We start from the raw sequence: 13,796 nt of genomic DNA, 5'->3' as shown, positions 1-13,796 counted from the left end.
ACGATTTTTAGTATCCATTTTTAACCCTTCTTCTATACAATCTAAATATGACCATTATACGTAAATATATCCAATAATATCATAGCATCTTGTATGCCGGATCCGCTCGTCCAAAAGTACCTCGATACGATAGCCACTCAGAATGTAGGCAGTGCAAAAGCTGTCGGCTATTTCATTAAGGACTTTGAAACCTATGCAAAAGACCAGCTAAAAATGAGGGTGACCGAGCTGGTGAAAAAGCTGAAGGACGGTACGGCTACGGACGATCCGAAGGAGGAACAAGTTTACCACATAATGAAAGCGTACGCAAACTGGCTTGTAAAGAACAGGTTTGAAGATAATGGTGGAAGTAACAATGCCCGAACGATCAAACTGAAAGTAAGTTGGGCGAGGAACTTTTTAGAAGTCAACTTTATTCCGATTAGTAATGCAATCTTCAAGCAGCAAGTAAAGTACCCCAAACCAGAGGAACCAGAACTTTCACCAGCGGCCAAGAAGACCATTCAAAGTATTATCATAGCTTGTGAGGATATCAGATTACAAACGTATGCTATGTGGGAGGCGAGTATGGGTTGGCGTGCGAAAGAAAGCTTCTCGATCCAGAACCAACACTTGGAAGGACTCGACCTAAAGACTTTGAAATTCACCACAAATCCAACCTTTGTCAATGTCAGAGGAAAGCACTCAAAGACAAAGGCAGGCAAGCGTAGACAACTCACTAGTGAAATGAGGTCGCAAATTGAGAAATGGCTTGCTTTCAAGTATAGACCAAGGACTATCAATCGTCAAGTGTTGAAGAACGGCAAACTCGTTTGGAATAAGAAACAGGTGATACCCGTTCCCAAACCAGAAGATTATGTTTTTGCGCCGTATCACGAAGAACTTGTTGCGACCCTCCGGGCACTTTACAAAGAGGCTGCAGACCGGTTCAGAGATCTAATAGATAGGTTGGAAATAGGGTATGAAGAAGGTGGAAAGCGGCGAAAGATTACCTTACACACTCTACGCCGGTATGTTTTCACAGCTTGCACCAAAGCTGTCAACGAGCAGTACGCAAAGTACCACATTGGACGGAAGGTTCACGAATATACCAAGAAGACTGAAGAAGAAATTGCAGAAGACTTTGCCGGGGTTGAACATCTGATTACCTTTATGGACACGAGTGCAATTGAAGAGAAGCAGAGAAGCTTGGTCAAGGAGCTTGAAGTATCTCAGAGTCGCATTAGGACTTTATCAGAACAGTTGGATATCTTGAAAACAGAAAAGAATTCTGACGTAGAAGTGCTAAAGAAACAGATTGCGGAAATGCAAAAACAACGAGATAAGGATATGGAGCTATTCTGGAAGTCTGAAAGAGAAAGGGGCAACGTTAAGACGGGTTTGGAAGAACTTGAGGAGATAGAAACGAAGAAATTGCAGAATTAGAATTCAAAAAGAGGAAAGGGATCTTATTTTCTCACCGGTGCGACGTGCAACCAGCTACGAATTTTTGATCCCATCACGACATAGATCATTGCGGCGCATAATCCGCCTACAGCTACAAAAAGTATTGGTAGTACATCCATTTCAATTGTACTGTACAATTATCACTATTAAAGAAGACTTAACTTGGATAAGGAAGAGACGTATGAGGTGGGAGGGTCAACCCCCACCCCGAATGCAGTTCCAAAGTGCCGTTCAAACAGTAGTGATTGTAGGCAATGTAAATATACTAACTTAAGTATTTAAGCTTATAGGAAAATTCACATAAAAGAAGGAAGAACAAGGTACAGTATCATACTAAGGCAGATAAAAGTTGTTAAACTTTGAAAATACCATGTCAGGATTAACACCCATTTTCTTCATCATCATTTCTTCTAACTGTTTGTTGAAAATGTAACTTTGATATTCAGATCTCATTCTTTCCATGATTTCTTGAAAGTGGTATTGGATTAATACCTGAATACTTGGTTGGGTTATCCTTCCACGTTCATAGTAATACCCGGCAAACTCCGCTAACTCTCTTTGGGTTTTATCGTCTAATGACTGTAATGAAAAGATTGAATCCGTTGCAGATACTTGCGTCTGCAAATCCTCTTCGATATGACCTTGCTCTAACTCCGCTGGAGACTTCTTTCCAACATTAATGTCACCTGCTACCACATTGCGAGTCTTCTTGGAAGCAGGGATATCATCTGGATTGAATGAATTAAGATCGCCCAATCTGCCCACCTTGCTAAAGATATCCAGAATCCATTTTTGGATCAGCTACTATCCGGGGAAAGTCAAAGAATTCTTTTAACTCTTGTTCGTCGAATGAAGGCATTTCTCTGCGAATCCTTTCCCATTCTGTCAGGGTGAATGTTCTCTTCTCTTGCTTCTTCTTCCTTGGTCTGCCCATTCTTATTCCCCTAACCATTTACGAAGTACCGATACCTCTTTTGCTATGAGGAATAGCGCAACTCTTTCTAATGCTTCTTCTCTCTCCATGATTGGTGGTATAGTTATCTTGTTCATTTTGTATCACCGCTGTTAAGGAGCTTGGAAATGGAAGGTGCCATTGTGTTCTGTTTCTTTATCCATTCGATTTCATGAGCTAGTTTTGTTTGGACTGCTCTGAAGGTCTCTAACTTGATTTCTGCATAGAGATCCTTTGCATTCTTGCCTATTCCATGTTCTTTATGGGAGGTTTGATACGCCTGAAGACCAGCAATGTTTCCTTCTGAAAAATTGGCAAGATAGAACCCGACAGCGTGTTTAATGAACTTGGCCTTGGTAGTATTTGGCGGGAGGATACCTAGCTCGGCAAGCTGTTGTATCTTTGATTCAATCGTGCCGGTTAAATTCTTGTTGACATAGACGGTAACATACTTTGGGTCTTTCTTCTTGATAATATTTTGAATCATTAATGGTCACTCTTTTTTACCTCCTGTTGTTTCTGCACCTGTTTGCGTACTTGATCGTTTATAATTTCAAGATATTGTACTGCACTGAACTTGATTACGCTTGACATTGAAGCTCTTGGAATAATCTTCTTTCTTGCCAATTCTTCTGACCAAAGATTGAAATTTTCATACTCTTCTTTTGTCAGCTGGATTGACACACTTCTTTTGTCTTCAACTGGTTTAACATCAATGCCTGCAAGTCTTGCAACGATATTGGCGCCTTTCTCGATTATCACTCTCTGGGTCTCGGCGTCTATAGTTGGTAACTTTAGGTCAGCTTCAGATATGCCAGATTTTGTTTCCTCGACGTTGGTTGTGGTTTCTGAAATATGTAAATCTTCTGTCATTCTTTATTAATACAATATTAGAGTAATTTCTTATATTTAAATCTTTAATGAAATTGCATAACAAATCTCGGAATTAGTTGTTGGATTTGATTGCAAGATTTGATTGTTAGACTCTTTCAAAATCTTTATTCCAAGAAAGCATGTATCAGATCAAATCTTTATTTCAAGACTCAACCGGACTCAAACCAAAGATTTGGGCAAAAAAGGAGGGCAAATGTACCAGAAATTCGTACAAAGAAGGTCTAAATGAACTGCAAACAAGTAAAAAGAACAGAAAAACGTGGAATGGAGTTAATGAGACGCATTGGCAAAAATTGGCGGTGATTCTGGTGTTTTCTTGTACTTTTATGTCATTTGCAGCTGTTTTTATGCCTCTTTGTACTCCATTTCTTAGAATCTAGACTTTTTTCTGGTACATGGATAAAGATCTTTATTTCGATCTGGTACATGAAATAAAGATTCTAGATTTGCTCCTTTTGGCCCGGCCAAGACCCTTTTCACTTGGTGCGATAATTGACGAAATGACAGGTCTATGACGGATCAGTGACACATTTGTGACAGATTGGCAATATAATCCGTCATTAAAAAAGTCCTTGATTTAGGCTTCGTTTGCCAAACAGAGCAATATTTGAGGAGATTGATCCTTTAGTGACGGTTGTGACGGATATGACACATTTTTTCCAACATTCTCCTGCTACTATATATTATATTTTTTAAATTGTTCAACAGATAAACGTACCCAATAATCCGTCACAAGCGTCATATCCGTCATTGCCGAAAAAAGTCCTCAAAAACAGCCCCGTTAGGCCAAAAGAGCAATATTCTAAGAGTTTTGCAATGACACATTTTTCAGCGATCCGTCACTAATCTGTCATTGGATCTGTCACAATAAGATTTCATGTATATATTACCCTCACTACTATACTATAGTTATTACAACAAGTGATCCTCAGTATAGCAATATGGATGAAAACTTGCCAAAAAAGTTGTATTTTTATTTAAAGTATATATATCAGCAAAATGTATAAATAGAATGAATATGTCTGAAAGAAGTTCGTTAAATATCTCGCCTGCCACCAAGGAATTAGTTGCGCAGTGCGGTATTGTGTCTGAAAGTTATGATCAGGTTTTGCAAAAGATTGCAAAATTCTATCTAGCTAATGCAGGTACCAAGCATGTTGTAAGTAAAGAAAATGGCCAAAGTGCTCCTAACACTCCGGCAAACACAACCCCAATCGGTGAAACTGGAGATGCAAATTAGAGTTGCACTTCCCGATTTAAAAACCTTTACTGAATTCGTCGTTTCCTTAGCGATCTCCGTGCCTATTATGGTGCTACTTGCACTAATCTCGGTGAGTAAGTAACATGATGGTATCGGATTTCAACACGAAAAGACGGATTAGGTCGATAACAGCTGGAGATGAAATATTCACCATAGTGACAACTGATGACTTTGAAACAACAATCTCCTGTGATAAGACAACCCCAACTGGAGTTGTGGTGAGGAAGATTGCTGAAAGGTGTGACCTTTACCAAATCGAGTATGAATCGTTGGTAGAGATTAGGCGACTACTTGATTCTGCAACACGAGCAGAACTCAAGCGCAAGTACAAGAACTACTTTGAACAGAAAAAGATTGAAGTTGAAAGGATTGACATTGACATAGCTGCTTATCGCCAAGAAATTAGCCGACTGACAAAGCTAAAGGAAGCCATTCAGAAGGAAATTGTAATGGGGGTGTTTTGGGCATGATAGACCTATCATTAAGTTTCAACGAGTGGGCGGATTTCTGGAGAAACGTGATCGGAGTAAACGTGATTCCTGCAGACACTAGAAACAAAAGGACTTGGATCAAGTGGTCACAATATCAGGATTCTCCTATCAGCAATAAACAACATGATGAGTGGAAGGCTACAAACGGATTCAATCAAGGAATGGCCGTGATATGCGGCAAGGTCTGGCATAGGACAGACAGAAAACACCTTTACCTTGCAGCGATAGATTGCGATAACAAAATTGCAATTGAAGAAGTGCTAAATACTAATGGTGTAACTGGCACGATTCAAGAGCTGGCAAAGCAGCATTTTGTAGAGCAACACAAAGACAATCCAAACAAGGCACACATTTACTTTTACACAACCCGGCCCCTGACAAAAAAGAGCTCTGACAATACTGGAAATACAACCACTGGAGTTGCGGTAGACGATAACATTCCTGCACTTGAAGTCAAAGGTGACGGCAAACATGGTATAATGTATTGCAGTCCTTCATTTCACAAGTCAGGCCACCAATACGAACTGATAGGTACCGAAGAACCTGCAACGCTGACAGCTGCTCAAACTTCGATATTGGAACAGCACATTGACAAAGTTTGCAGAAAATACGGCTTGAAGTATTTGGAAAACAAACATGGCAATAGATCTCAGATACCCATAACTGAACTCTTCTCAGAGACTTTCACAGTATCTGAGGGGAGCAATCGCCATGAAGCCCTTATGCGTGCTATGGAGAGCTTGATTGTTAGTTTTCGTGGCAAGTATGGCGAACACTTTGTCAAGAAAATCTGTCACGTATGGAACGAAGAACACTGCAGACCACCACTAGACAATACTCAATTTGAAAAGCAATGGAACGACGCTGTAAAGTTCGTTTCAAAACAGGTGAATTAAGAGATATGTCAGGACAAAGAGTTGAAGACTCGAAGGAAAATTCCAACAAGGAAAAGATATCTCTTGAAAAGGAGTTGTTTGATCATGCCAAGTCATTGGTAGGACAATCATTCAAAGATGACTTTGGCCGGGCTTACATTGAAATCGTGGTAGACGGGCACACTGAGATAGTTGCAATAGAGTCACAAGATTTCAAACACTTCCTTAGTCGGGAGTTTCAAAACCACAAGGATATGCTCATTTCAGAAGAGCTAGTCAGAAAAATTCAGTTCAATATGGTATCGCAAGCCCTCTATTCAAAAAACAAACGTAAGTTGTATGTCAGACTAGCTCAAGAAGATAACGCAATCTACTATGACCTTTGCAATGATAATTGGGAGGTAGTAAAGATAACCTCAAAGGGTTGGGAGATTCTAGGCAGCGGTCTATCTTCACCACAAAAAATGATATTCAAGAGAAATAACAACAATCGACCTCAGGTATATCCTAGTAGGACATACCGGCCAACAATACTTGCAGACTATATCGGCCTCCTGAACATAAAGGACGAAGATCAGAGGGTACTGGTAGAGAGTTACTTGATCTCGCTGTTTGTGGAAAATATATCGCACGCTGCCATATCTCCTTACGGTGAATGGGGAACTGCAAAGTCAACATTTTGCAAACTCCTAAAGAGAGTAGTAGATCCGGCCACCGTCGAGCTTTGGAAACTTAGCAAGAAAGAAGAAGATACTATCCAACAGCTTAGCCACAACTATCTCTTATTCTATGATAACCTATCCGGCATAAATGAGTCCACAAGCGATCTCTTTTGTCAAGCAATAACTGGTGCAGGATTTGGCAAACGCAAGCACTACGAAAACGACGAAGATTTTCTCTACAACTTCAAACGCTGCATAGGATTCAATGGTATAGGCCAAGTTGCGAGCAAAGGAGACCTCTTAGAGAGATCAATACCCATAGAATTGGCTGCCATTGAGAAAAGAAAAAGTGACGAAGAGATAGATAACAGAGTACGAGAGTTAATGCCAGAATTGTTGGGCTATCTCTTTGACACTCTGGTAAAATATCTTCAAGAGAAAGAGAAAGGGGGAATCAAGCTATCAAAGGAATTCAGAATGAAGGACTTTGCTGAAGCTTGCGAGATAATCTCTAGAAAAATCGGATATGCTGAAGACGTTTTCACCAATGCATATTCTAGGATAGTTGACCTCCAAACAGAGTTGGCGATTGAATCCAATCCGGTAGCACAAGTGATAACATTACTAATGGAGAACAACAAGAACGTAGAAGACACGCCTACAAAGTTAAAGAATAGACTTGACGGAATCGCTGAAACTTCTGGTATAAACGTCAAAGACAAGACTTTGTGGCCGCAGAACTTGAAAGCTATGAGCTTAAAAATCAAGGAGAGCGCACCTAATCTTCGCAAACTTGGGATAGAGGTTCAAATCGATCGCAGCTCGGCAAGGAGACGGATTCTCATAACAAAGGTGATCTAAAATGAGGGGATTGTTCGAAAAAAGTTAGAAGAGAAGGCAATTCCGGCGACTTACTTCTTTTCTTTCTTTTTGTCAACTGAGGCTATGTATGCCTCTCTCTTTATGCCCGTAGAAGCCTTGAGTTTTTCTTTATCCTTTTCGTCGTCTTGAGTCAAGTAAATATCATTAATAATTCTCTTATATAAGCAAGTTCTTTGAGAAACGACTTGCCAAATCAGAATGGGGATCTGACAGACTCTACTGCGGATTTGTTTAGGGAGGATCTAAAAGCGGAATATGAAAAGGATTTTGAAATCAAAGAACGCATTGACAACAAGGCCAGTAATATGATCACAATGGCAGGCGTGATTGCAGCCATATTTACTGGGTTTGGTGCTTTTGTCCTTAAAGATGCTGCCTTGAACTGGATACTCGGAGCGTCTATTGTAGCAATGTTCTTGGAGCTACTTTTTCTTATCAAGACTATCCTTTCTGCGTCCAATGCTTACAAGATAGCGGAGTACAAGCATGTCCTGATGTATTCGCAATTTATCCAAGATGACAAATTCAACAATGTGGAAATCCGAACGTGGAAAGATGCAGAGAGGGAATCTTACAATAGCCGAATGATAAAGGACTATTTGGATGCAAGCTACAAGAATACAGGGTTAAATGAAGAGAAGATCGATTACCTAAAGGAAAGTCAGAGAGCATTCCTTTATGCGGTTATCATGATTCCGATTGCAGCCGTTCTGTCAGTATTGGCAAACACTCTCAAATAGATATGCCACTTTCATAGGAAATGCTAATTGTCAGGCAAACACCTTCTTCTTTCCACCAGATATTAGCAACAGACCTCCTAACAGAGCTCCACCTGCCAAGACTAATGGAATTGAATTATTCTGTGAAGTTTGGGTAGGAATCGCTGCAGGGATAGCAGCTCCACCAATATTCTCTAGCTGCCCGAATATTGGTACCGTCTCTCCACCTTGATTTGTGATATTTTCCAGAGGCACTTCTGTATTTGGCAGAATGCCCTGCACGGTAGGATAACCTATAGTCAAAGTATTTTCCGCCTTTGTGCCAGTTGAACCTACGGCCGTGACGTGGTAATTGCCTTCAGCTTCCGCCGGAAAGTGTTGTTGGAGGACATGTACCGGATTGTAGCCTACATAGGTATCAATCGAATACATGTCATTAGAGTTGTTCACGTTCGTAAAGACGATGGTAACTAATTCGCCGGGTGTGAATCCGTACATGTTAATGTCAAAGTCAAAACCGTTGCCACTGAATGAAATCGTCGCTGTCATTCTACTATTTATACTATGAACTAGAATTTAAATATGAGCTTAAAAGTTATAGTTTTCCGCTAAATGTTTAAGTAAGACAGTCCATAAATATTACTTGGTAATAAAATTTGACTAGCAATATACGCCGCTCTCAACTGATCCGTGTGTCTCACTATATTTCATTAGACAAAAACATTCTCGAAGAACTAGGACTTGATACGGGAAAACAGATTAGCTTCCGGCAAAAGAGGTTTTCAAATCACATAATCCTGACTCCTGTGTAATTTCACCCCTAGTATTATACTATAACCAAGAAATCTTGCCCTTTTTTCATTAAAATCAGCAGTACTTTAAATACATGTTTAAACATATTATATTGAATATTCATGAGTAGTCTTTCAAATTTAGGTTCTAATGACGTTGTTCAGTTGGCGTTAGGAGCTGTGGGTGGCTTTGCTATCAATCAGATTGCAAACTCGCAGCCGGTCTTGAACTCCCCAATAATTCCATTAGGTAATGTTGTTGTTAGTAAAGCAGATGCATTGACAGGTGGGCTTGGACTCGCTGCCGCAGGTACGGGATATGTTCTTAAACAAAAGACATTTGTCAACTTAGGTGCAGGCGCTGTCGTTGGCACTATCATAAGTAGGATGGCAAGTGGAATGGGATTCAATCTCCAGTCTCACGTCAATTCTGCCATAGCTCATGCTAGGCGATTGTACGACAATACTTTCCCTTCTGGTGCATATGGTATCAATTCTGCACCCGTACAGAATCAAAACGGTCTGCGGAAAATGTCGCAAGTTGATCTGAATGCGATGAACAATGGCCGCATGAACAGCTATATGTACGGACAACCGTTAAAGTCAGAGTTAACAAGGCCAAACTCGGCGATAACTGCGGCAATGTTCTCTTATACATAGCAGGGTGGTAATAATTGCCTGAAAAATCAGTACGCGCCGCTAACAAACTGATCCCAAGACTCTCTCGTTCCGCAAGAGGAGAAGTCTGCCGGATAAGTGAGAATATTCTTGACAATCTCGACTATGCAATTACAAGGGCAGTCAAACTCGGTGATTATTCTAGCGTTAGAGATTTGTCCAATGAGGCTCTGTGGATTAAGACGTTGACCGCCAACTGCGGTAGAATTAGGTGATAAGCATGGCTCAGATTACTAATCCCGTTGAAGTCGATCAGTCTGGCAGAAAATTCCAGTACATACAGAATAACTTTGCCAATATTGGATTGCAGCCAAATGAGGAGCGAGTTGTATTAGACGTTAAGGAGAAAGGTGAAATTTTCATGTATGAAATGCATGGCAATAGTCGCCACCTTGGTTTAAGCGTGGACATATGGGCAGATTCTGGTGCTCAGATCTCGATAATGGGCGGCCACTTGACATTTGAGAAATTATTGCAAAAAGCATGGGGTTTGTCGGCAGGAGAGGTTGCACCTGTAAGTGGCGTCTCGCCGGATCCACATGGTGAACCTAATTACCGGCACCCATATCTCCTTAGATTTAAAACAACTACTGAACAGGACATAACAGGAGAGGACGATGAACGCTACAGCATGGCATACACACCCAACCCCTATACCGCATATGGGAGTAGGATCAGAGTGACTTTGGTAAACCACAGTAATGAAACCGGTGTGGTTGAAGACTTTGTGTTAACAAGAAAGGTTTGGTTGTGATTACGAGGTACGATCAGGCCGCACTAACCCGCTTCTATTCTGACTGTCAATCGCAGCCATTCCAAGGCATGTAGTTCCACTCTAAGAATTTCTCGTTCAGGAAATTTTGTCTCATTATTGTAAGCTTTGGTCTTCAATGCTATCTCGACGTTAAGCTTGTTTAGGTCTCTAGGAGCAGTTTTGAGGATTCGTACCTTCGCCTCATTTGTCATTATGATAATAGGGTTGTGGTTCTCTGACAAGTCACGCTCGTACATCTTTAGGTGCTTGGATATCCTTTCTTCGATAGACATTGAGAGCTATAAGCTCAGGAAGGAGGAGAATAACCTAGCTGTCACCCCGGGGAGAGGGAGTCGTAGCAAACATTATCATTGGAAAAAACGTCAACCAAACGAAGGTTGATAAAAACTTTCAATACGAACATGTCCTGAAGGAAATATCCTGTCGAGCAAGAGTTGAAGGTTTGAATCAATATCACTATTGTCTTTTCTAAGGTAGCTATGGGAATATTGGTGTGTTTTGCTATCGATTATGTAGTCAAACAATAACAGACTCCCGAATTTGGTACTTCCGACTGCCTTCTCGGTTATTGCTTCCAGTCTAGCGTGAATTGGCATGTTGAACCTAATCGCATGGTGAAGAATATTGGAAATATCGAGTAGAAGCACAGTTTTATGATTACAATAGGTCTTTCTTCCCTTTTCTTTTGCTTCAGAAATTATCTTGTACTCAAAGTCCTTTGGTCTTGGATTTGACAAGTGAGTGCTTCCACATTCCAAGAAAACGTCTGACACTTCATGAATAACGAAATCCGGAGTGGGAGTAGTCGTCTCAATAACTCTTTCAAAGTTACATTTATTGCGTATCAGAGTCGAAGCTGTAGCAACCTCAAACCTCGCTCCATAATACTTGTTAACGTCCAACGAATCACGAATTATGCGTCTGTACTTCTTGAGCAACTTTTGATCGTGCTTTTCAATGTCCAGTAAGTTTCTTACTAGAAACTGCAGAATGGCGATATGGTAGTTCCTCTCCTGATATCTATGCGCATTATGAAGTTGAAATATTGTGTTTATTGATTGTTGTATGGGTGTATCCGGTAAGTCTCTAGACAGATTCTTCCCCAATAGTCGAGTCAGCTCTCGAAGGATATCTCCCACTTCAATGAATTGTTCTGCCACTTGCCATTCCTCTTGCTTCGTTTCAATCTTATTGAATATGGACTAAAATAAATAATTGTTCTAGTACTAACTCAGGTAATGAACGTAGAAAAGGAAAACCGCCGGAAAGAAGAGGTTCCCTATGACGAAATTGAATACCAAGCAGATTTGGCAAAACTTCAGGTGAATGCCAGTGGAGCGTCTAGTGCAGGCTTTGGACTTTTGCTTTCGTCAATAAGTGCCCTAGTTGCAATTGTTACTCTCGGTCAGATCAACGACTTGGGAAAATGGTTACAGTTTAGTAATTTGTATGCAATAACAATTATTCTCATAGCAACAGGAATGATAATAATCGCTTGGGGTTCTGGTCATTATCGCAAAAAGATAGACAAATCACGAGATAGGTTAAGAGAAGCAAAAAAGAAAGAATTGGAAAGTAAGAGCACTCCCAACCAAAGTACTTCTCAATAGTGGTAGAAGTGATTATTCCATTTCCTTCTTCATTTTTGTATAAAGCAATGCTGCAAGAAGTTCGGCAAGTTGTTTGTCGTCTAGATCTTTCAAAAGATCCGCCTTTATGCCTAATTTGACCAGCGCATTACGATCTCCTGTAGAGTCCTTTTGTTCTGTAGTTATGGCGTATTTGTCAAGTTTGAGCCTATACATACAAACGCTAGCTGCGTTGTTAAAACCAAGTCATATCTTCGTTCTCTTAATGAAATGTGGGTATTCGTTGTCATTTTTCAAATCTAATGGCTTAATGAAAAGCTGATATTGAAGGCTCCCCGCACGGAGGGAATGCTTAACTACTTCGTAGTGCATCATAGAATGAAAGGATCGACAGTCAGACAGACAAATGTATTCTGTCACCGTTTAACACTCGATAATGAGCGTATTGACAACGTTTTTAATACGCCTTTGAATCAACTAGAAAGCAATCGGATGATCCCATAGGGTGATATCATGAGCAAACCATATTTCGTAAAATTTGAAGTTTCAAAAGACCTGGCCAACGCGGCCTACGAGGCTGTACGCGTGGCAAAGCAGAGCGGCAAGGTCCGCAAGGGCACGAACGAGACGACCAAGGCAATAGAGCGCGGAATTTCCAAGCTTGTAGTCATTGCCGAGGACGTCGAGCCGCCAGAGGTAGTGGCACACCTGCCGATACTCTGCGAAGAAAGGAACGCTTCCTACATATTTGTCCCAAGCAAGCAGCAGCTTGGCATGTCGCTTGGCATCGACGTTGGCTCTGCTGCTGCCACAATCGTGGAGGCAGGCGAGGCCCAGCACATCGTCGAGCAGGTGGTCAACTCCATCGCTGGCTTGAAGACGGCAAAGAAGGAGTAAAAAACGGCGAGAGGCTGGTGCCAGATAAATTATGAGCAGCAAGGCAGCTGAAGAAAAGGTCGTTCCCGCCGAGGTCATCCAGATCGTCGGCAGGACGGGCATTGCAGGCGAAGTTATCCAGGTGAGAGTCAAGGTTCTCGAAGGCAAGGACAGGGGCCGCATCCTGACAAGAAACGTCAAGGGCGCAGTCCGCATGAAGGACATCCTCATGCTGAGGGAAACCGAGCGCGAGGCTCGCAAGATAAGGTGACAATATAGAAATGAGCAAGCAAGCAACATCTCTTCGCAACTGCTTCTTTTGCGGTCGCCACATAACTGCAGGCCACGGTATCATGCTCGTCAGAAACGACGGCCAGGTGCAGTGGACTTGCTCCAGCAAGTGCAAAAAGAACCTGCGCCTGCTAAAGCGCGACCCAAGAAAGCTAAAGTGGACCAGCAAGTACATCAAGGGCGGCCTGCGCACAAAGAAGTGATTCTCGTTGGCAGTAGAGCAGACACTCATAGTTGTCAAGCCAGACGGCTTTAGGCGCGGCCTGACCGGCAAGATCCTTGCACGCTTTGAGGAAAAGGGCTTTTTGATAAAGAACCTGAGGTATTATAATTTCACAAAAGAAAAGGCGCAGGAATTCTACTCGGTCCACAAGGCCAAGCCGTTCTTTGGCGAGCTAGTGTCGTTCATATCATCCGGCCCGGTGGTCGCGTGTATACTGGAGGGCAACAACGCGGTCGGCACGACAAGGATAATGATAGGGGCGACCAAGTCGTTTGAGGCGGCGCCGGGAACCATCAGGGGCGACTTTGGCCTCGGCTTTACCGACAACATCATCCACGCTTCCGACTCCTCTGAAAGCTTCATAAAAGAGTCGCGAGTCATTTTCGGCTAG

General features: G+C 41.7%; 21 protein-coding genes. 13 read left to right on the top strand and 8 right to left on the bottom strand.

Going from position 1 to position 13,796, the window contains the following annotated elements; translation table 11 throughout:
- The first annotated feature begins 93 nt into the window (after positions 1–93).
- The gene (locus NTE_RS05380; RefSeq protein ID WP_148700085.1) at positions 94–1,425 is read left to right on the top strand and encodes a hypothetical protein; all 1,332 of its coding nucleotides are present in this window, start codon (positions 94–96) and stop codon (positions 1,423–1,425) included.
- 354 nt (positions 1,426–1,779) lie between these two features.
- On the opposite strand, the gene NTE_RS05375 is transcribed toward NTE_RS05380, so the two are convergent.
- The 4 genes from NTE_RS05375 to NTE_RS05360 all read right to left on the bottom strand — a co-directional run bounded on the left by NTE_RS05375 (position 1,780) and on the right by NTE_RS05360 (position 3,271).
- Positions 1,780–2,202 carry a hypothetical protein gene (locus NTE_RS05375; RefSeq protein WP_148700084.1) on the bottom strand — a complete coding sequence of 141 codons (423 nt, stop codon included), beginning with the start codon at positions 2,200–2,202 and terminating at the stop codon, positions 1,780–1,782.
- Positions 2,203–2,215: 13 nt separating this feature from the next.
- Positions 2,216–2,398 carry a hypothetical protein gene (locus NTE_RS05370; RefSeq protein WP_148700083.1) on the bottom strand — a complete coding sequence of 61 codons (183 nt, stop codon included), beginning with the start codon at positions 2,396–2,398 and terminating at the stop codon, positions 2,216–2,218.
- 94 nt (positions 2,399–2,492) lie between these two features.
- A complete protein-coding gene (locus tag NTE_RS05365; protein WP_148700082.1) occupies positions 2,493–2,885 on the bottom strand; it encodes a hypothetical protein in 393 nt (130 codons plus the stop codon).
- Positions 2,885–3,271: a hypothetical protein gene (locus NTE_RS05360; RefSeq protein ID WP_148700081.1), complete on the bottom strand. Its 387-nt coding sequence runs from the start codon at positions 3,269–3,271 to the stop codon at positions 2,885–2,887. The genes NTE_RS05365 and NTE_RS05360 overlap by 1 nt, the downstream gene beginning before the upstream one ends.
- A 1,039-nt stretch (positions 3,272–4,310) precedes the next feature.
- Here NTE_RS05360 and NTE_RS05355 point away from each other — a divergent pair.
- The 5 genes from NTE_RS05355 (at position 4,311) to NTE_RS05335 (ending at position 8,203) form a co-directional block, all read left to right on the top strand.
- Positions 4,311–4,532: a hypothetical protein gene (locus tag NTE_RS05355; RefSeq protein ID WP_148700080.1), complete on the top strand. Its 222-nt coding sequence runs from the start codon at positions 4,311–4,313 to the stop codon at positions 4,530–4,532.
- A gap of 104 nt (positions 4,533–4,636) precedes the next feature.
- Positions 4,637–5,023, top strand: a complete 387-nt coding sequence (locus tag NTE_RS05350) for a hypothetical protein (protein ID WP_148700079.1) — start codon at positions 4,637–4,639, stop codon at positions 5,021–5,023.
- A complete protein-coding gene (locus NTE_RS05345) occupies positions 5,020–5,940 on the top strand; it encodes a bifunctional DNA primase/polymerase (RefSeq protein ID WP_148700078.1) in 921 nt (306 codons plus the stop codon). Before NTE_RS05350 ends, NTE_RS05345 begins: the two co-directional genes overlap by 4 nt.
- A gap of 5 nt (positions 5,941–5,945) precedes the next feature.
- On the top strand, positions 5,946–7,442 hold the full coding sequence (locus NTE_RS05340; protein WP_148700077.1) for a hypothetical protein: 1,497 nt from the start codon (positions 5,946–5,948) through the stop codon (positions 7,440–7,442).
- Positions 7,443–7,636: 194 nt separating this feature from the next.
- The gene (locus tag NTE_RS05335) at positions 7,637–8,203 is read left to right on the top strand and encodes a Pycsar system effector family protein (RefSeq protein WP_158385142.1); all 567 of its coding nucleotides are present in this window, start codon (positions 7,637–7,639) and stop codon (positions 8,201–8,203) included.
- A gap of 30 nt (positions 8,204–8,233) precedes the next feature.
- Here NTE_RS05335 and NTE_RS05330 read toward each other — a convergent pair whose 3' ends face one another.
- Entirely contained in the window at positions 8,234–8,731 is a 498-nt protein-coding gene (locus tag NTE_RS05330; protein WP_148700075.1) for an LPXTG cell wall anchor domain-containing protein, read from the bottom strand.
- Positions 8,732–9,096: 365 nt separating this feature from the next.
- On the opposite strand from NTE_RS05330, the gene NTE_RS05325 reads away from it, so the two are divergent.
- Entirely contained in the window at positions 9,097–9,633 is a 537-nt protein-coding gene (locus NTE_RS05325; RefSeq protein WP_148700074.1) for a hypothetical protein, read from the top strand.
- Positions 9,634–9,871: 238 nt separating this feature from the next.
- Positions 9,872–10,405, top strand: a complete 534-nt coding sequence (locus tag NTE_RS05320; RefSeq protein ID WP_148700073.1) for a hypothetical protein — start codon at positions 9,872–9,874, stop codon at positions 10,403–10,405.
- Between the two features lie 23 nt (positions 10,406–10,428).
- Here the strand turns inward: NTE_RS05320 and NTE_RS05315 are convergent, their stop codons facing one another.
- Together NTE_RS05315 and NTE_RS05310 are read right to left on the bottom strand one after the other, a co-directional pair.
- Positions 10,429–10,698 (bottom strand): hypothetical protein, encoded by a 270-nt coding sequence (locus NTE_RS05315; RefSeq protein ID WP_148700072.1) that lies wholly within the window; start codon positions 10,696–10,698, stop codon positions 10,429–10,431.
- 90 nt (positions 10,699–10,788) lie between these two features.
- Positions 10,789–11,586, bottom strand: coding sequence for a hypothetical protein (locus NTE_RS05310; RefSeq protein ID WP_148700071.1), 798 nt, complete (start codon positions 11,584–11,586; stop codon positions 10,789–10,791).
- Between the two features lie 78 nt (positions 11,587–11,664).
- On the opposite strand from NTE_RS05310, the gene NTE_RS05305 reads away from it, so the two are divergent.
- Positions 11,665–12,036 carry an MFS transporter gene (locus tag NTE_RS05305; RefSeq protein ID WP_148700070.1) on the top strand — a complete coding sequence of 124 codons (372 nt, stop codon included), beginning with the start codon at positions 11,665–11,667 and terminating at the stop codon, positions 12,034–12,036.
- Positions 12,037–12,048: 12 nt separating this feature from the next.
- Here the strand turns inward: NTE_RS05305 and NTE_RS05300 are convergent, their stop codons facing one another.
- Positions 12,049–12,231, bottom strand: coding sequence for a hypothetical protein (locus tag NTE_RS05300; protein ID WP_148700069.1), 183 nt, complete (start codon positions 12,229–12,231; stop codon positions 12,049–12,051).
- Positions 12,232–12,528: 297 nt separating this feature from the next.
- On the opposite strand from NTE_RS05300, the gene rpl7ae reads away from it, so the two are divergent.
- The 4 genes from rpl7ae to ndk are packed head-to-tail and all read left to right on the top strand — an operon-like array spanning position 12,529 to position 13,796.
- Positions 12,529–12,912, top strand: a complete 384-nt coding sequence (gene rpl7ae / locus NTE_RS05295) for a 50S ribosomal protein L7Ae (protein ID WP_148700068.1) — start codon at positions 12,529–12,531, stop codon at positions 12,910–12,912.
- Positions 12,913–12,943: 31 nt separating this feature from the next.
- Entirely contained in the window at positions 12,944–13,162 is a 219-nt protein-coding gene (locus NTE_RS05290; protein WP_075055812.1) for a 30S ribosomal protein S28e, read from the top strand.
- Positions 13,163–13,172: 10 nt separating this feature from the next.
- Positions 13,173–13,385, top strand: a complete 213-nt coding sequence (locus NTE_RS05285) for a 50S ribosomal protein L24e (RefSeq protein WP_148700067.1) — start codon at positions 13,173–13,175, stop codon at positions 13,383–13,385.
- Between the two features lie 6 nt (positions 13,386–13,391).
- On the top strand, positions 13,392–13,796 hold the full coding sequence (ndk, locus tag NTE_RS05280) for a nucleoside-diphosphate kinase (protein WP_148700066.1): 405 nt from the start codon (positions 13,392–13,394) through the stop codon (positions 13,794–13,796).

It is taken from the genome of Candidatus Nitrososphaera evergladensis SR1 (assembly GCF_000730285.1).
GTDB lineage: Archaea > Thermoproteota > Nitrososphaeria > Nitrososphaerales > Nitrososphaeraceae > Nitrososphaera > Nitrososphaera evergladensis.
This window is presented reverse-complemented; position numbering and strand designations above follow the sequence as displayed.